This window comes from Arthrobacter sp. B0316-1-20 (genome assembly GCF_059091865.1).
The window spans coordinates 93,588-109,778 of sequence record NZ_JBNHHC010000002.1 but is presented as its reverse complement, the minus strand read 5'-3'; the positions used below and the strand labels follow the sequence as shown (position 1 = coordinate 109,778).

General features: G+C 58.9%; 15 protein-coding genes and 1 tRNA gene. 3 read left to right on the top strand and 13 right to left on the bottom strand.

The annotated features are described in order from the left end of the window. Positions 1-29: 29 nt before the first annotated feature. Both AC5RW2_RS03525 and AC5RW2_RS03520 read right to left on the bottom strand, forming a co-directional pair. Positions 30-179 carry a transposase gene (locus tag AC5RW2_RS03525; RefSeq protein ID WP_493962217.1) on the bottom strand — a complete coding sequence of 50 codons (150 nt, stop codon included), beginning with the start codon at positions 177-179 and terminating at the stop codon, positions 30-32. A 445-nt stretch (positions 180-624) separates the two neighbouring features. Beyond that, positions 625-3,333 carry a bifunctional glycosyltransferase/CDP-glycerol:glycerophosphate glycerophosphotransferase gene (locus AC5RW2_RS03520; RefSeq protein WP_493962218.1) on the bottom strand — a complete coding sequence of 903 codons (2,709 nt, stop codon included), beginning with the start codon at positions 3,331-3,333 and terminating at the stop codon, positions 625-627. Positions 3,334-3,734: 401 nt separating this feature from the next. Here AC5RW2_RS03520 and AC5RW2_RS03515 point away from each other — a divergent pair, with 401 nt between their 5' ends. Next, entirely contained in the window at positions 3,735-3,950 is a 216-nt protein-coding gene (locus AC5RW2_RS03515; RefSeq protein WP_493962219.1) for a hypothetical protein, read from the top strand. Between the two features lie 103 nt (positions 3,951-4,053). Here the strand turns inward: AC5RW2_RS03515 and AC5RW2_RS03510 are convergent, their stop codons facing one another. The 11 genes from AC5RW2_RS03510 to mptB all read right to left on the bottom strand — a co-directional run bounded on the left by AC5RW2_RS03510 (position 4,054) and on the right by mptB (position 15,117). Then, entirely contained in the window at positions 4,054-4,515 is a 462-nt protein-coding gene (locus AC5RW2_RS03510; protein ID WP_493962220.1) for an adenylyltransferase/cytidyltransferase family protein, read from the bottom strand. A gap of 177 nt (positions 4,516-4,692) precedes the next feature. After that, positions 4,693-6,543 carry a glycosyltransferase family protein gene (locus AC5RW2_RS03505; RefSeq protein WP_493962221.1) on the bottom strand — a complete coding sequence of 617 codons (1,851 nt, stop codon included), beginning with the start codon at positions 6,541-6,543 and terminating at the stop codon, positions 4,693-4,695. A 5-nt stretch (positions 6,544-6,548) separates the two neighbouring features. After that, the gene (locus AC5RW2_RS03500) at positions 6,549-6,974 is read right to left on the bottom strand and encodes a GtrA family protein (RefSeq protein WP_493962298.1); all 426 of its coding nucleotides are present in this window, start codon (positions 6,972-6,974) and stop codon (positions 6,549-6,551) included. Continuing rightward, positions 6,974-7,951 carry a glycosyltransferase family 2 protein gene (locus AC5RW2_RS03495; protein WP_493962222.1) on the bottom strand — a complete coding sequence of 326 codons (978 nt, stop codon included), beginning with the start codon at positions 7,949-7,951 and terminating at the stop codon, positions 6,974-6,976. Before AC5RW2_RS03495 ends, AC5RW2_RS03500 begins: the two co-directional genes overlap by 1 nt. Before the next feature lie 628 nt (positions 7,952-8,579). Continuing rightward, positions 8,580-9,509, bottom strand: coding sequence for a glycosyltransferase family 2 protein (locus AC5RW2_RS03490; protein ID WP_493962223.1), 930 nt, complete (start codon positions 9,507-9,509; stop codon positions 8,580-8,582). After that, positions 9,506-10,330, bottom strand: a complete 825-nt coding sequence (locus tag AC5RW2_RS03485; protein ID WP_493962224.1) for a CDP-alcohol phosphatidyltransferase family protein — start codon at positions 10,328-10,330, stop codon at positions 9,506-9,508. Before AC5RW2_RS03485 ends, AC5RW2_RS03490 begins: the two co-directional genes overlap by 4 nt. After that, entirely contained in the window at positions 10,327-11,400 is a 1,074-nt protein-coding gene (locus AC5RW2_RS03480; RefSeq protein WP_493962225.1) for a glycosyltransferase family 2 protein, read from the bottom strand. The genes AC5RW2_RS03485 and AC5RW2_RS03480 overlap by 4 nt, the downstream gene beginning before the upstream one ends. After that, entirely contained in the window at positions 11,400-12,191 is a 792-nt protein-coding gene (locus AC5RW2_RS03475) for an ABC transporter ATP-binding protein (RefSeq protein WP_493962226.1), read from the bottom strand. The genes AC5RW2_RS03480 and AC5RW2_RS03475 overlap by 1 nt, the downstream gene beginning before the upstream one ends. Continuing rightward, the gene (locus AC5RW2_RS03470; protein WP_493962227.1) at positions 12,175-13,023 is read right to left on the bottom strand and encodes an ABC transporter permease; all 849 of its coding nucleotides are present in this window, start codon (positions 13,021-13,023) and stop codon (positions 12,175-12,177) included. The genes AC5RW2_RS03475 and AC5RW2_RS03470 overlap by 17 nt, the downstream gene beginning before the upstream one ends. 85 nt (positions 13,024-13,108) lie before the next feature. Continuing rightward, the gene (locus AC5RW2_RS03465) at positions 13,109-13,540 is read right to left on the bottom strand and encodes a DUF3224 domain-containing protein (RefSeq protein ID WP_493962228.1); all 432 of its coding nucleotides are present in this window, start codon (positions 13,538-13,540) and stop codon (positions 13,109-13,111) included. Positions 13,541-13,584: 44 nt separating this feature from the next. Beyond that, the gene (gene mptB, locus AC5RW2_RS03460) at positions 13,585-15,117 is read right to left on the bottom strand and encodes a polyprenol phosphomannose-dependent alpha 1,6 mannosyltransferase MptB (RefSeq protein WP_493962299.1); all 1,533 of its coding nucleotides are present in this window, start codon (positions 15,115-15,117) and stop codon (positions 13,585-13,587) included. Positions 15,118-15,328: 211 nt separating this feature from the next. Here mptB and orn point away from each other — a divergent pair, with 211 nt between their 5' ends. Beyond that, complete coding sequence (gene orn, locus AC5RW2_RS03455) at positions 15,329-15,943, top strand: oligoribonuclease (protein WP_493962229.1); 615 nt, start codon at positions 15,329-15,331, stop codon at positions 15,941-15,943. A gap of 151 nt (positions 15,944-16,094) precedes the next feature. After that, a tRNA-His gene (locus AC5RW2_RS03450) sits at positions 16,095-16,167 on the top strand. The last annotated feature ends 24 nt before the right edge of the window (positions 16,168-16,191 follow it).

The following is a 16,191-nucleotide window of genomic DNA, read 5'->3' as shown; positions in this document are numbered from 1 at the left end:
CGTGGGGAAATGAATTCCCGGGATGAGCGTCATTCCGCTGTCCGGACGGCACTTCTCAAGAGGATAACGGATTTGTAGTTGGCCGGATTGCGGTAGCCGCGGGCTGTGCGCTTGATGTTTTTGATCGCGGTGTTGTCGGCCTCGACCTTGCCGGTCGTGGCGCCGGTAATGATCAACACCTCGATCTCTCTCCACCGTCGGCAGCAGTGCGGAAGAGCCTGTTTGTTTCCGGCCGTCCGGCTGCCTTGACCAGTTCCTCGAGTTCAGTCTTCGCTGCCTCAGCGTCTTGCAGTGAGCCTGTGCGGAGCAGGGCCATGAGTTGTTCCTTGACCTTCCAAACCGCCTGGAGCGGCCCGCTGGGCCGTCGAGGGAGAACACTTCATCCAGCCGGCAGGCCGCACGCCCGCTGAGCGTGTCACCGCCACGCAGGAGCAGCATCCGGTGCGCCTAGGGGGTCGCACATGGTCGACCCAGCGTCGATCTCGTTCAGTCTCTGGGCCATATTGTGCTGTCTACCGAGCGGCTCGCGGGTGGCCGCCGTATGCTGGTGGAACCTGTGGAACGGGAGGGACCGCGTCCGTCGTGAGCTGTGTTCTCCGCCAAGGTGCACACCCGCTTACTGCATCAGTTCGTGATGGCTCGGATCGCCTCCACCGTGCGCTCTGCATTGTTGCGGTCAAAGTGTGAGAAGTACTTTTCTGCCCGGGCGCCATACACATCTTCACGCGCGGCACCATTCTGCAGATAACCAATTATGAAGTCCACAGCAGCTTCCTCATCGTACGCAACCGGTCCAAAGGAATCGTGCTCAAAGTCAAAGTAGGTGGGAGCACCATGGGCGCGCCAGAATTCGTTGGCATCAAATGCGTAGTGCACCGTCGGAATGCCCATATAAGCTACATCGAACATGGTTGACGAGTAATCAGTTACGAAGACACTTGCCTTCCGCAAGCATTCCTGAAAGGAAACTTTACGCTGGTCGAGAAGCTTGATAAGCGGATCTTCATCCAGCGAATCCTTGAGTGCGTCCGCCATTTCGTAATGGGGTAGGAAGTTCAACTTGTAACCGGTGTTTGAGAGCGCATCGCGCAGTCGCTTGTTATTCAATATTCCAATGATTCGCCGGTAGTATTCAGTACGCTCCAAACCATGGTTTACAGTACTCATTGATCCCGTAATGTACGACGCTTTCACCAAATACGACCGCCAAGTAGGAGCAAACAGCACATTCTTATCAGCATGAATACGTTCTAGCGAATCAAATCGCGGGAATCCTGCATTCACTACAGCATGCCCGTAATCCAAATCGTTAGCGAAGTATTCTTCCTCGCGCGATGAAACAGTCACGATCATGTCGTATCCCTGCACCAGTCGATGAAGCCCCCGGGAGACATTGCGCCAGGATACACCGTGCTGCAGGAACACACGCTTGCCTCGCATCCGAGGCAAAAGATGTTCCAGGTACTCGGACTTGTTCCAATCCTTTGGTATGGAGTAAGTGTCTACATCGAAAGCGTTCGCTATCACGCGTGCGTGAGCGACTAGGAACTTATGCTTAGGCGAACCGTGCGCAACCACACGTCCGACGCTCTTCATCCGTCGGTACGCATCCGAGTCCTTGTCAACGACATAGTAGGACTTGATCTTCGGCTCGTTGGCAGCGAGGTGCAGAAAAAGCGCTGCCCCATTGTCTTGTGCGATGTCCCAGCGTTCCCCGATGAGCCAAATCGGCGCCTTCAAAAATGGACGGGTTAGCGACCTGATAAGGATCAGCCCACTGAACGGTTCCTGTCTCCGCCAGGCAGCGAAATCTTTCTGGAGTTGTCGAAGACTGACCCTATACTTAGACTGCCTCGCCCGCTTCGCAGCAGTGATCAGCACCTCATGATTTCTATTTACTGAGAACTCAAAGCACTTGTTTGCCAGCTGGAATCTGCGTGAGTTACGGAAAAGGGCAGCAGTTCTTAAGGCCTTGGTCCTGATTCTCCCCCGCTCGCTCTCAAGGGTAAATCTCAGCCGTCTTTGCCCCAAAGCCCATCGGCGGACCGGAATGTCAGCGCAGAAGCCCGACCAGAGCCCCTCTGCTGTTTCCTTGTCGCTTCGCTTGGTCCATTGTGCTTCGAAGTCGATGCCGCCGATTTTTACACTTAGCTGAACGTTTGGCTTTTGTTCAGCCTTCAGGCCTACGAAGTTAACCCGGCCCTCGATCCTGACGGCAGGGGATCCAGTAAGAGGACGAACGGATTCAATGTAGACCCGTGCTCCCCTGCCACCTCTGCGTAGGCTGTTTGTACCCCCGCCGAAAACATATCCAACATAGGCAGAACGGCCAACAATGGAGATCGGTCCGTCCACGTAGGCCTCCGCAGGATCACCGAGTTGATACTTGTCGATTAGGTTGGCGTAGGGAAGCCGATGTCGGAGATTACTGGTACTGCGTTGAATCGCGAAGGGGTCAACGTCGACGATTACGCTATGGGCCCTTTTGTAGAACTCCTCGAGCTCTTCGCCTTCGAGCATCTCGGGCGCCCTCAACAAAAATCCTTGAAACCCCCGTGCGATGAAGTTGTCGATCAGTAGCTGGTGGCTGATGGGCTTACCTAATTTCAGGTCGGCCATGTACTCAATCAGAGTTAGATAATCCCAATAATTATCGGACCGAGTAAAAAGCGAGTCCATGATGGAGCCGCCTTCATCACGCTTGCGGTACTCGTACACGGATTCATTAATCATACCGATCAGGGGACTGTGCAGCAGCATGGGGACAACAAAATACGCGTCCTCGAAGTGCACTCCTTCACGAAAACGCAGGTTAAGCTTTCGCACGGTGTCCATGCGGAAGACCTTGTTGCAAGGCCCTCCGGCGTGGATCATGTCCGGAATCTCCATGATGCCCTGCTCGCGCCGTGTGCCCGGCTCGAAATACTTTTCCCACAGATATCTGGTGGCCTTCGGGAAGGTCTCTTGGCGGCCAATGGCGACATGAACCTCAGGATCGTCGAAGAATCTCATGAGCGATTGATAGGCCGTGGGTGGGAGTCTGTCATCAGAATCCAGAAAGCCGACAAACGGGGCTCTGACCAGGTCCAAGGCGAGGTTGCGTGCTGCACCTGGGCCTGAGTTCTCCTGCCTTAACATGGTTACATTTGAATGCGCGGCTGCAAATCCTTCCGCGATGGCGTCACTGCCGTCCGTGCTCCCATCGTCTACAAGAAGCACCTGCATGGATTCGAAGATGGTCTGCCGCTGCACTGATTCCAGGCACTCGGCCAGATAATCTTTGACATTGTAAATCGGGACAATGACCGCGATTTTAGGCGTATGGTCCGACATGTTGCATCTGTCTTTCGTGTTTCACATGCGCTACTAAGGGATCTCGCCGGGCATATTTAGATGGTTTGCAAATGACGCAGCAGCCAAGGCCCATGTAGATCCCACATGCTGATATTTTTACTTGGCTGCTCAGCCTGAGCTGTTAGTGACCCCATATCGGCACGGTCCGGTTCCAGAGATCATAATCGTCTGGTAGCACGGACGCATTCCCAAACTCGAATGGCCCCAGGTGAGCCAACGGCGCCGGAACCAACGCGTTTCACCCCTGGTGCCGCTTGGTTCTTCTCTAAAGCGGCTGCGCAATACCATTGACGGAGCTGGACTGAGGATTGCAGGACGTTCATTGTCCGCACCCTGTCCGAAGACGCGACTCCGATAGCGGAGGGCTGGTTAGTCCGGCGGTGTACCACCCAGAACGCGATACCGGCTTCCTGGAGCAGATCCTTGACCAACTCAAAAGGGCGCTGTCGCTGTCCGGCAAACGCAGGGTTGGATCGATCCGCCAGATCACCGGGACCCTGCTGTGGGTCAGGACGCGGTGGTTCTCGTCGAGTTCGAAGCGACGGGCCTGCATGACGAAGGCCCTCGCCGAGATCTGCTTGGATGCCTCGGAATGAACCCCGCGCAGCACCCTCTGCACTGACTTCTTAACCATTGATAGCCCCTAAATAACTTGTCCGGCGCAGGTTTGAGCAGCCGGTCCTGCCTGCAGCACGTTGTTCAGCCCAGTTCTCTAACGATCTGGCTAATACTGTCCAAGGTTCGCTTCAACTCATCGACATGTCGTTGGTCGAAGGCGCTTAACACCCGCTTCAATTCCGTCGTAGAGACACCGTTGGTCCTCGGAAGGTAGACAACCTCAACCTTGTCTTCCAAATCGTCGAACTTGCCGCGCCAGTCTTCGCCAATACCAAAGACATCCACTCCATACTTGTCGATATCCTGGCGTTTCTGCTCCCAGTTCTCCTCAGGGATGGCCACATCAACGTAGCGGATGGCGCGGACGATCTCGATCCGCTGGCCGAATGGAACTATGGGCTTCTTGCCCTTGACCGCATTGAATCCGTCGGTCGAGACACCCACGATCAACCGGTCCCCGAGCTCGCTCAAGCGCCTGAGCACGTTGAGATGACCAAAGTGAAACAGGTCGAACGTCCCGTACGTGAGGACTGTCTTGCCCACGCCTACACCTCAAACCCTGAGTTAAACCTTAATTTGTCTGCTAGCAGTTTAGGCTATCGATTCAGTCACTCGTGACGGATAGCGCTTTAGCGTGGCCCAAATTACCCAGCACGTGCAGCCTCGAGCTTAAGGGGCATGGTCGGCACCGATCCAATAGTTGGGAGTATCCGAGGCTGCCTAGGCACCCTCGGCACGCTTTTGCATAGCCCCACTTTCCTCCAACCCAACTTCACGAGCTCTGGATATGCGAGTGACGGCCGAGTCAAACGCAAGCGAACCCAACAGGATGAAGAACGGAACGTAGAGATAGAGGTAGCGCGACCTGGCCTCGAACAGCAGGAGGAAGGCAAACAGCGCGAGCAGGGACAGCCTCATCACAGTGGCACCGGCGATCGAGCGTTTGGAGTCCCGGAAGATCACCGATACCGAGAGGAGCAGCAGAAGACAGAACCAGAAGGACTGCCAGATTCCGACCAGAAAGTCATAGTTTCTTTGGCCGAAGCCGTAGTAGCTCTGGATCTTCTTGCTAAGTTGGTCGGCGGCGATGAACGGCTCATCGCGTGATCCGCCCTCACCCCAGGCAAAGAAACTGCCATCCCCCATGAACCAGGTGGCCTTCGCGTTCAGGAAATTTAGGTACCCCAGCGGCCCCATCTCCGAAACACGCTCCGCGTAAACCCGAATCCCACTTGCGAACCGCTGCTTCGGGTCGTCAATACCGTGAGTGGCATTGACGTCGTCAGCGGAATAACCGCCATAAGCGACGCGATCTCCCGATGGCCTGGCCTGCGCACCCATTTTTAGAAAATGGGTAAACGAAAAAGCCTTACTGTTCTCTTGGAGGTCAAATGGAATCACTGTAGAACTCACCTGAAGCTGCTTGATCCCGTATCCTCCGGCGACAAACACTCCTGCCGAAAGGACTACACACACCAATGGGAAGGCCGCGCCTTTCAAGCCATGTTTCCACAGTGCGGGGATGAGGAGAGCCAAGCAGACGGCGATCAGAGCGAATACGACAGTCGGTTTGACGTTATATCCCAAGAGCGCGACTGCTCCCATTCCTGCCCAAAGGCCAACCTTCGTCCAGACGCGGCTCGCGTCGACCGACAGGAGGAACAGATAAAGGAGCAATATCGGAAAAACTAAGCCTATGGTGTCCGAATACGGGACGGCAATCCATGGAGACAGCACTATGAAAACAACGGAAAAGATCAGCGTCAGAAAAGCCGCAGCTTCACCTGCCAAACGCCTCGCCACCAGGTAGGTCAGCAGGATCCCCGTCAACAAGATGAAGGCATTGAGTATAACGGCGGCTAGAAGGAAGTCCGCCACGCCCACGACACCGAGAATCTGAAAATACATCAGAAAAAGAAACGCCAATGTGAGGTTGTTCGGATACATCGCAAAGTAGTTGTCCCAAAACACACTCGCTGATCCATTCGCCACGCCTGCGGCACTGTCATAGATAGCTTTAACGTCCCATCCCGGAGCGACGCGGACGGCGTATGCGATGCGGATCTGAACGACCAGGAAAACGACCATGACCAGGGCAATCACCAGCGCGCGCGAGACCCTGCCCAGGGAGGACAACCAACGAGCCATGCGTTGGCAACCGCTGAAAATCGCGGGTAGTACGACCAGAATGGCCAACGCTCCGAAGACGACACTAGGCATGTCGTATTTGTTGACCCCGTACTGAGGATCCAGCAGGACGTTGGCGAAAATCCAGATGATGAATATGTAAAACCCCATATTCGCAATGCGAAGCACGATGTTCTGCTTCTCCGGCTTGCCTCGCAACGCAGCCAAGGACATACGCCCCAGCCGACGGTAGAAATCCTGTATCTGCCGGAACCCAAGCACCAAGACCAAGGCATACATAGCGGCGAGAACCTGGAACATTCTATTCGGGATCAAGAATGGCGCACATGGGAAAGCAAGACTTGCGGCGAGAATAGCGGCACAGAGTCTGAGCTGGCGCGCTTGTCGGGCCGAAACGGGAATGATCTCGATGATGTTGCGCAATAAACCTACTCTTTTCCCACGGCCCGGAACACCCAGAGCCGCATCAGGACAAACGTTGAGACCGCAACTAATCCGATTGCAAAGAACTGCACCGGAATCTGCGGCAGGCCCAGAACATCAACACATACGATCAGCATGGCTAGGTTGAGCCCGTACCCCACGAGGTTCACTACGATAAAGCGCAGCACCGAATCGAAGAAGCCGCCCTGGTGCTGGAAAGTCCAGCGCCGGTTGGCGGTGAAGCTGATGAACATGCCCACGATGTAGGTCAGGGTCATCGAGGGGATAGCGGCCATTCCCAAAAGGGACATGACAATGAAGAGCCCGTAGGTGATCGCGTTGTTTGTCAGGCCCACCACAATGAACCTGCTGGCCGAACGTCCAACTGAGACGCTCTTCGCTAAACCCCGCTCAGTGGCCTGCGTCACCATCACGCGTTAATCCGCGAGGGAACTTGGCTGTAGACCTTCTTCACCCCGTACAGCGGACGCCCCTGCACTTCCTTGTAAATCCGACCGACGTAGCCGCCAAGGATGCCAAGCATGATCAACTGCAGGCCTCCCATAAACAGGATCGAGATGACAATGAAGGCCCAACCGGACACCACCATCTGGGGAACGAAAAGCTTCATGAACAAGGCATAGAGGACACCCAGAATGCTGAGGCCAGCGGCGGCGTAGCCGAGCCGCGAAATGATAGTGAGCGGCAGGGTGGAGAAGCCGAAGATGCCGTCCGAGGCCAGCTTGAGCATCTTCTTCAGCGGGTAGCCCGTTTCCCCGGCGAAGCGCTCATGCCGATCGAACTGAACCGCGGTCTGTTTAAAGCCGACATAGGAGACCATGCCACGCAGGAAGCGGTCGTGCTCGCGGTACTTGTTGACCTCGTCCACCACCTTGCGGTCCATCAGCCGGAAGTCGCCTGTATCCCTGGGGATGTCGATGTCGGCGACCTTCTGCAGGACCTTATAGAACGCCGAGGCGCTGGCTTTCTTGAAGAAGGTGTCCTTGCGCGTGCGGCGCTGGGCGTAGACGACGTCATAACCGGCTTCCCACTTCTCAATCAGCTCCAGACTGACCGACGGCGGATCCTGCATGTCGCTGTCCATAATGATCACCGCGTCGCCAGTAGCGGCATCCAACCCGGCAGTCACCGCTATCTGATGCCCGTAATTGCGGGCGAAGTCGATAACCACCACGCGCGGATCCTGCCGCTGCAGGGCCACAAGCAATTCCAGCGAGCCATCGACGCTGCCATCATTCACGAAGAGCAGTTCGATCTCGCAGTCCAGACCGCTGACGATCTCCGACATCGTGTCATAAAGGCGCGGAATGTTTCCCGCCTCGTTATAGATGGGAAATACATACGAGATCTTCTTGCCTGAATCTGGCACGCTAAAAACACCCTTCATAATGGCCGAGCCTCCAACGTGCCGGCATGGCTAAAGCGTCCTGAGGACGAACGCCCCACGAGGGACGGGTTGAGCTGAAATCCGCCTCGGAACCACTAAAACCGCGGCGAACCGCACCCAATAATACTGGATGGCACCACCAACAACACCGCCACCTCGTGCATCCCAACCAGAACACACGAAAATCGCCGCACTAATATTGTCTAAATCACAGAGAAACAGCCCGCCCCACCCTCCAGTCCAGCCTGATTAGGAGAAACTCCGCCGGGAAGGACCCTGAGGGGTTAGGTCACGGAAGACCCTCTGTCCGAGGCCAAAACCGTTATTCCCCTCGCTGTGCTGGTCGTCGGTAGTGGAGGCGATCACACTGTATGTGCGGTCTCGTGCACGTGGGAAGCAACTGGCGGATCCGCTGCCGCTCCGGCGGAGAGGTGCTTCGGCACTGCCTCGCTTTCATCCAGACAGACTTCACCCGCCTTGTGAAAACGGGAGACGGCCGAGTCAAACGCAAGCGAACCCAACAGGACGAAGAATGAACGTAGAGATAGAGGTAGCGCGACCTGGCCTCGAACATGAACCGACTCAGTGTATCGTCTACATTCCTAGATTATCGATAGATATCCATGATCTAGATCACAGGCCATCGGCCGTAAAAACCCATTCGAATCACCGTGGACCACTTCAGTTTCTTCCGACTTTCCCCAGGGCCCCACGGGTCCTGCTGCCAGCCAGCACGCCAGCCGGCGAACCAGGGCTTGAGCTGTCCTAAATCTCCCCGCGAGCGCAGCATTTGGACCACCGTCCAAGAGCCTACATAGGCCCAACTGAAGGGCCATGGCAAGTTGCGCCGGGCAAGCCATACTCGGTTGCGGGCGTTGAGCCGAAAGAATTCCTCGTGCCTGCGAGGATCGATCACGGGGTGCCCGGCGCGAAGGTCCCCGGCATACCAGGTGCGGTAACCGGTGTCCCAAACCCGCCAGGCGAATTCGATCCCCTCGTGGGCGTACCAGAAGGTCGACGGCCAGCCGCCGGTGCGATCGAACACGTCGCGGCGCATGGCGATGGCCATCTCGACAACGGAAAACACGTTGCTGGATGCATGGGCGCTGCCCTTCCGCAGCCTGGGGATCCAGCGCTGCGGCGCATCAATGTCCTCCGGGTCCTCGATCCGAGGCTGAATCATGCCTAGGTCCGGACGGTCGCGGAACAACCGCGCGCAGGACAGCAGGAAGTCCTCGTCCGGCAGCCAGGCGTCGTCGTCCAAGAAGAAGAGGTACTCCCCTGCGACCTGTGAAACGCCCGCGTTACGCCCGGCCGGAATACCCAGGTTCTCCTCCAGATGCAGGGTCTTGAAGCCTGTGGGCACGCCTTCGGGCTTCCAGCCGTTGCCGACCACAACCACATCCAGGCTGACATCACGTTGGGATTGGAGGGAGGCGAAGCCTCGCTGCAGATCGTACGGCCGCGTGCCCTGCGTCAGGATAACGACACCAAAGGTTGGCACCGCAGCGAAGTCGCGGGGCGCCGTCGAACTTTTGTCAGGCACCGTGGCGCTCACTTCCGCAGCCTCGGGGAGGCCATGATGGCCACGAAGTGGCCGATGTTGACCAGCAGCACGGCCGGCACCATCACGTAGAGCAGCCAGCGCTCCCCCAGCACCGGCACGCCGGCAATCAGGGAAACCACCGAGGCGGCCAGGATCAGCAGGCTCATTTCCACCGAGTGCAACACCCGGTGGAAGGGCAGGAAGCGGGCCAACCGGCGCAGCCGTCCGACCAGCGTCGCGGACGGGACTGCTTTGGCAGCGGCGGTGTCCGGCAGCTTGTCCAGTCCGGCCAGCGCCCGGGAAGCGTGAACCATTTCGTTCTGGGCTTTGTTCAGCACGATCAGGAACGCCAGCACCGCACCGAGGAAGAGCAGGAAGTACGCCTGTCCCGGATCGCTGCCCAGTAAGCCAAAGTCCCCGAGGCAACGCAGACCCAGTGCGATGGGAATCAGGCCCTCAGTGGTGTAGTGGCCGATCTTATCCAGGAAGATTCCCTTGGGGCTTTGCGTTCCGCGCCAACGCGCCACTTCCCCGTCACTGCAGTCGAAATAGAGCTGGAGCTGGGAAAAAAACACTGCCAGCAGCGGGCCCCAGATGCCTGGGATGAGCAGGCAGGCGGAGATGGCCCAGCCGGACAGGATCATCAGCCCGGTCACACCGTTGGCGCTGATCGGGGTTCGCACCAGCACGCTGGTCAGGTAGATGGAGAGGTGCCGCAGGTACAGCTCGGCGGTCCAGTGCTCGGCGTTCTTGCGGCTGCGCACCTCCGGCGGCTGGGCCACGGCGCGCAGCTGCTCGAGCGTGGGACGGGCCGGGCGGGTGGTGCCGGTCATGATTTCCTCCGGCTGGTGTCAACTGTGCCAGCGGCGCCGAATAGCCGTCCGCGAAGGTAGCCCAGCCCCCAGCTGATATGAATGCTGGGCAACACGGCAAGGAGTCGCGCGCGCTCCGGCTTGCCGAGATCGCCTGCCATGCTCGCAGAAGCGTAAGCCACGCCCGCCGCGTACACGGCAGGGATGGCTGCCGCTGCACCCGCCAAAGCCCTTAGGCTTGCGGGCCATCTCGTTGCAGAACCTGAGGCCAAGATCCCGGAAGCTGCCGTGCCAACGCCTAAGCCGGCGACCAGCAGCGGCGGCAGGAAGTGCCGGACTGACTTGCCTTCCTTGTGCCGGTTGGCCAGCTCCGCCCGCCAAATGCCGGCCGCGTAGAACTGCCGGACAAGCTTGCTGAAGCTCGCGCGAGGCCAGTACGTGACCTTCAGCTCAGGGTCGAACCACACGTCGTAGCCGGCCTGACGCAGCCGAAGGCACATGTCCCAGTCCTGACCACGCCACAGGGTCTCCTCGAAGAGCCCAACTGCATCGAAGGCCTCTCGCCGGAAAACGCCAAGGTAGGCAGACTCGGCTGGTCCTTCCGGTGCGCCGCTATGGTACGCGGCGCCGCCCAGTCCCAGAGGGGAGACGTATGCCGCGGCCACGGCCCGCTGAAATGCTGTCTTGCCCTGGGCCTTCATGAGGCCCCCGACGTCGGCGGCACCAGTGCGCCGTAACGTTTCTACAGCACGGGCAGTGTAATGCGGTTCCAGTTCGGTGTGCGCATCCACCCTGACAATCACTGGATGACGCGAGGCCTGAAGAGCAAGGTTAAGTCCGGCCGGTGTCCGGCCGGTCGGGCTGATGACACTGCGCAGCCGCGGCTCCCTGGCCTGCAGTTCGGCAACGATCCGGTTGGTGCCATCCGTCGAGGGCCCCAAGGCCAGCACCACTTCTTTGGGCCCCTCGTACTCCTGGCCGAGGATGCTGAGGACCGCGTCCTCGATGTGCGCTTCCTCATTCAGGACCGGCATGATGTAGGACACGCCGGGACACTCCTCCAACGGAGGCAAGACGGATGTAGAAGACATTATTTTTTGGACTCCTTGTAGGCGTCCACTACTTCCTTAGGGTCGCCATCCATCTCCAACACGCCCTTGTTGATCCAAATGACGCGACTGCAGGTATCGAGAATGGACTTCATCGAATGGGACACCAGAAAGACAGTTCCGGCGTTCTCTCGGATTTCGCGGATCCGCGCTTCACTGCGTGCACGGAAGCGCTGGTCACCCACGGCTAGGGCTTCGTCCACGATCAGAATCTCGTGCTGTTTCGAAGCGGCTATGGCGAACTTCAACCGCGCCTGCATGCCCGACGAATACGTCCGCATGGGGAGGTCAATGAATTCCTCCAACTCGGCAAACTCGACGATTTCATCCCTGAGTTTGCTGATCTCCTGCTTTGAGAAGCCGAGAGCAAGACCGCCCAACTGGATGTTCTTTTCGCCGGAGAGGTCAGGAATTAGAGCCGCTCCTACGCCCAGCATGTTTGGACGAGAGGAGGCGTAAACGGCTCCCTGCGCGGGCGGCGTCAGCCCAACGAGGGTACGCATCAACGTGGACTTACCGGAACCGTTCGACCCGATGACCCCGATGGACTCGTTCTCGTAGGCAGTGAAGGAGATTCCCTTCAAGGCATGAACAGTCCGGACCCTGCCAGCGGCTCGCTGCAACAGTGACCGACCGGTACCTTTCACCGGCTTGCCGCCCGCGTGGACGTGGTACTTCACATGGAGGTCGTCGACAACAACCACGGGCTTGCGGCCCTCAGCTGCCGCATCTATGCCGGTCAACTCTTCTCCTGTCTTAGTCAACTCGGCCATAACGCTCCTCCGCTACCCAAAAGAACAGGACTCCGGCTAGGAAGACCACCACCGACCAGGCGGAAAAGTAGAGCCAGTAAATCGGATCGTAGTCCATCCCCGGCATGAGGATCCCTCGGGCAATGGAGAGGATTTCATGCAGTGGATGGAAGTCGAAAAACCGGACAGCCCAAGGATGGTTTTTCAGGATGCGGTCAATCGCAAAAAGTACGCCGGAGGTGTAGAACAAGATCCGCGTCACGAGCGGGAGTAGCTGGGTCAGGTCTCTGACATGGACCGTCAGCCGTGCGGCGATAAGTGCTACGCCCAAGTTGAAGACAGTGAAGATAGCAACCAACGGGATGATCAACAGCCATTCCACACTGATCGGTGCGCCTAGGATCAGGATGTAGATGAACATCACCGCGAGCATGGGCACGAGCGTCATCAAGTTCTGGATCACCGTAGAGACTGGCAGCGTAATCCGCGGGAAGGCCAGTGACTGAACCAGGGCGCCGTTTCCGGTGATCGACCTGGCGCCGTTATTCATGGAGGTGGCGAAGAACTCGAAGAGGAAAACGCCGATCACCACGTACATCGGGAAGTTCTCGGGCCTGTTGGCACCCTGCAGGATGCCGAAGATCGCACCATACATCAGTGCGTTCAGCGTTGGCTTGATGAAGATCCAGAGCATGCCAAGCCGGTTGCGCTGGTTGGAGGCCTCGATCTTGCCCCTCGCCATGGCGATGGCGAAGTCGCGACGGGCCCAAGCTTCCGAAAGGTACCGGAAAAGGGAGGGCCGGGCGCCGACTCGATGGAGGCGGTTCTCGCTCGCATATTCGGCAAGGCTCATGCCAGGTAGTTTCCCTTACTTACGCGTGGATGGCAGCGTCGCCATCCCGTAGGGGCCGGCGGTGCACCTACCGAGTTTAGTTGATTCAACTCCGAACCGTGGATTCGTCCTCGCGGAAGAACACTCGCAGTTCAAGGCTGTGCTGCCCTGCTGCATCCTGGACGTAGATGGCTTTCCCCACGATTCCTTCGAGTGCGCCCGTTCCAGAACCCGGGATGATGTGGCCGTCGCTGGCCGCGGCTTCGCCCTCGGCGAGGCCCCAGTGTTGGATCACCATGGTGCCTTCACGGCCGTCCACAGCTCCGGTGAAGACCTCGGACGCGACGTAACCGGCACCGGTTGCATTGCCAGCCATGAGCAACTCGGCCCGGCTGGTTCCTGTGAGCAAACCGTCAAAAACCTTGGTCACGAGCACGCGGCTCAGATCGGAGTTGGTCCCTTCGACTTCGTACGGTTCGGGAACCCAGTCAGTGACGTCAAAGTCTGCGGCGATGATGTGTTCGGCGTCGTTGGTCATTGGCCTACGGTCTCCTAGGTAGCTGCCACATGCAGTTCAGCACTTCAGAAAAGGCGCTGGTCGTCTGCATCGGCGTATTTCTTGCGGAAGAGTTTGCGGGTTTTCGGATCCAAGAACACCAGATACAAGGCGAAGGCGACCGCCACAATGCAGGCCAGAAGGCGGGCTGTGTCAAGGTCGAACTCGATGTACGGGAAGATGTCCAGCTGGTCCGTGATCGCGTAGATCATGAGGAACGACGTCACCGCGTAGACCGTGCGAACCTGCCAGTCATTCCGGATACCGGTGGCGGCGAAGAGCGGCAGCAGCCAGACGATGTACCACGGCTGGATCATCGGCCCGAGCAACACCACTGCGGCCAGTGCCAGCGCCAACCGCCGGACGATTCGGTCGTAGCTTCCGCGGAACATGGTGTAGAGCACTATCAGCACAGCCGCGACTTTCCCGGCCGTGTAGACGGCGGACTGCACAGCAGCGCCATCGAACCCCAGTCCGCCGGAGACCAGTCCAAGGAAGATCCCCAGCAGGCCCACCGGCGCGTACCAAATCATCAGGCCGGCGCCTTGCTGGCTGAGCGCTCCGACCCAGCCGAAGCCCAGACCGTTGATGGCGCCCAGTACCGCTAGGATTCCAAACGAAAGGCCAGCGGTCAGCGCCCAGTAGCCGAACTTGCGCGGCCAACTGGCGCCCTTGCCCGCCCACAGCAGCCCGATGAACGGCAGGAAGATCAGCGTGATCGGCTTAATGCCTATGGACAGCGTCACCAGCAGGATGCCCAGCAGCACCCGCCGGGTCGCCGCGTAGTAGAGGCCCGCCAGCGCCAACCCGAGCATCAGGGCATCATTGTGGATGCTGGCAATGAAGGTGGTCAGGAACAGCGGGTTGGCGCAGGCCAGCCAGAGCGCACGGTTCGGATTGATCCCGTGCAGTTCCGCGAGTTTGGGTCCGTAGTAGACGCACATCGCGGCGCCGGCGATGGCGAGGATCCGAAACATCACGATGGAGTATTCCGGGTGCCCGCCGCTGAGCCAGACGATGAACTCTTCCATCCACAGGAAGATCGGGCCGTAGGGAGTTGGGCTTCGTGCCCAGAGATCGTCGGCGCCGGTCTGCAGGTAATTCTGCAACTGGTCATACCCATCCACATAGGGATTGAGGTTGTTGACCATGACTTTGCCCTGGGCGATGTAGGCGTAAACATCGCGGCTGAACAGCGGGATGCTCAACGCCAACGGTGCACCCCAGGCGACGATCGCGGTCAGCGTGGCGCGGCGTGCCTCGGCACCCCAGACGGTGAACTGCTGCCCCAGCCGCAGCCACGCACGGACCAGGATCATGCCGCCCAAGGCCAGCAGGACCACCGAGAGGATAACGCCGACCAGTTCCACGCGCAGGAAGATCAGCAGCGGCCAGCGGCGCAGTTCGGACACCGAGGCCAGCCAACCGACCCCGAGGGAGCCAAGGAACATCATGAAGGAACCGACGGCACCCTCGACGATGCTCAGGGTGGACCGCTCCTTAACGTCGCTGCCGCCCCGAGGGACGGAGGGCTCGGCCGTAGGTCTTTGCGCGGTCATCGTCTCGGCGGTCCAATCACTCCGGGGTCGGTACACCTGGTCCGGTGCGGTCATCGTCTCGGCGGTGGTCCGCACGCCTCAGAACGGTCAGGCGGACGCAACGTCAGCAGGCAGCTGCTGATGGTGCTTTCTGCATGTTAGCACCGGGCCAGTCGCCGGCCCCTGCGAAACCGTCCCCCGGGGCGAGACCTGGACGCGATACATTTGACGGGTGCCAATCTCTAACGAACACATTGTCTGGATCGACTGCGAAATGACCGGGCTGGACCTCGAGGCGGATGCGCTCATCGAGGTTGCCGTGCTGGTCACCGACTCGGAACTCAACGTTTTGGGCGAGGGAGTCGATGTTGTCATCAAGCCGAGCGCTGAGGCCCTGGCCCAGATGAACGACTTCGTCCGCACCATGCACACTACGTCCAAGCTGCTGGACGAACTCCCGCACGGCATGGCCATGGCGGAAGCCGAGGACAAGGTGATGGAATACATCACGCAGTGGGTTCCGGAGCCGCGCAAGGCACAGCTGGCCGGCAACTCAGTCGGCACGGACCGGACGTTCCTGGCCCGGGACATGCCGCGCGTCATCGACCACCTGCACTACCGGATCATTGACGTCTCCACCATTAAGGAGCTGTCCCGCCGCTGGTTCACGCGCGCCTATTTCCAGTCCCCGGCCAAGAGCGGCGGACACCGCGCGCTGGGAGACATCAAAGATTCCATCAACGAACTCCGCTACTACCGCCAAGCAATCTTCGTGCCCTCCCCGGGCCCGGACTCCGCCACCGCCAAGAAGATCGCAGCCAGCATCAGTGCCACCCCGGCGGACTAGATTGTTAGGTGCGCCACTTTCCCGTCGGGAATGGTCTAAAGTGGCAAAAGCCAGATGAAAAGCATGTAAACTGGTCTGCGTTGCCTTACTGGTTGGAGACCGGCAGGAACCGCTTGAGCGGGGCCCGTCGGGAGGAACAAGTTGGCACATGGTGGGTATAGCTCAGCTGGCAGAGCGCCTGGTTGTGGTCCAGGAGGTCGCGGGTTCAATCCCCGTTACTCACCCCGAAGGTCCCGGCAGCAGCCGGC

What these genes read in the sequence shown, in the direction of transcription:
- AC5RW2_RS03520 (WP_493962218.1), bottom strand. Translation starts at nt 3,333, where the DNA reads ATGTCGGACCATACGCCTAAAATCGCGGTCATTGTCCCGATTTACAAT.
- AC5RW2_RS03500 (WP_493962298.1), bottom strand. Translation starts at nt 6,974, where the DNA reads ATGGTGACGCAGGCCACTGAGCGGGGTTTAGCGAAGAGCGTCTCAGTT.
- AC5RW2_RS03495 (WP_493962222.1), bottom strand. Translation starts at nt 7,951, where the DNA reads ATGAAGGGTGTTTTTAGCGTGCCAGATTCAGGCAAGAAGATCTCGTAT.
- AC5RW2_RS03485 (WP_493962224.1), bottom strand. Translation starts at nt 10,330, where the DNA reads ATGACCGGCACCACCCGCCCGGCCCGTCCCACGCTCGAGCAGCTGCGC.
- AC5RW2_RS03480 (WP_493962225.1), bottom strand. Translation starts at nt 11,400, where the DNA reads ATGTCTTCTACATCCGTCTTGCCTCCGTTGGAGGAGTGTCCCGGCGTG.
- AC5RW2_RS03475 (WP_493962226.1), bottom strand. Translation starts at nt 12,191, where the DNA reads ATGGCCGAGTTGACTAAGACAGGAGAAGAGTTGACCGGCATAGATGCG.
- AC5RW2_RS03470 (WP_493962227.1), bottom strand. Translation starts at nt 13,023, where the DNA reads ATGAGCCTTGCCGAATATGCGAGCGAGAACCGCCTCCATCGAGTCGGC.
- AC5RW2_RS03465 (WP_493962228.1), bottom strand. Translation starts at nt 13,540, where the DNA reads ATGACCAACGACGCCGAACACATCATCGCCGCAGACTTTGACGTCACT.
- mptB (WP_493962299.1), bottom strand. Translation starts at nt 15,117, where the DNA reads ATGACCGCGCAAAGACCTACGGCCGAGCCCTCCGTCCCTCGGGGCGGC.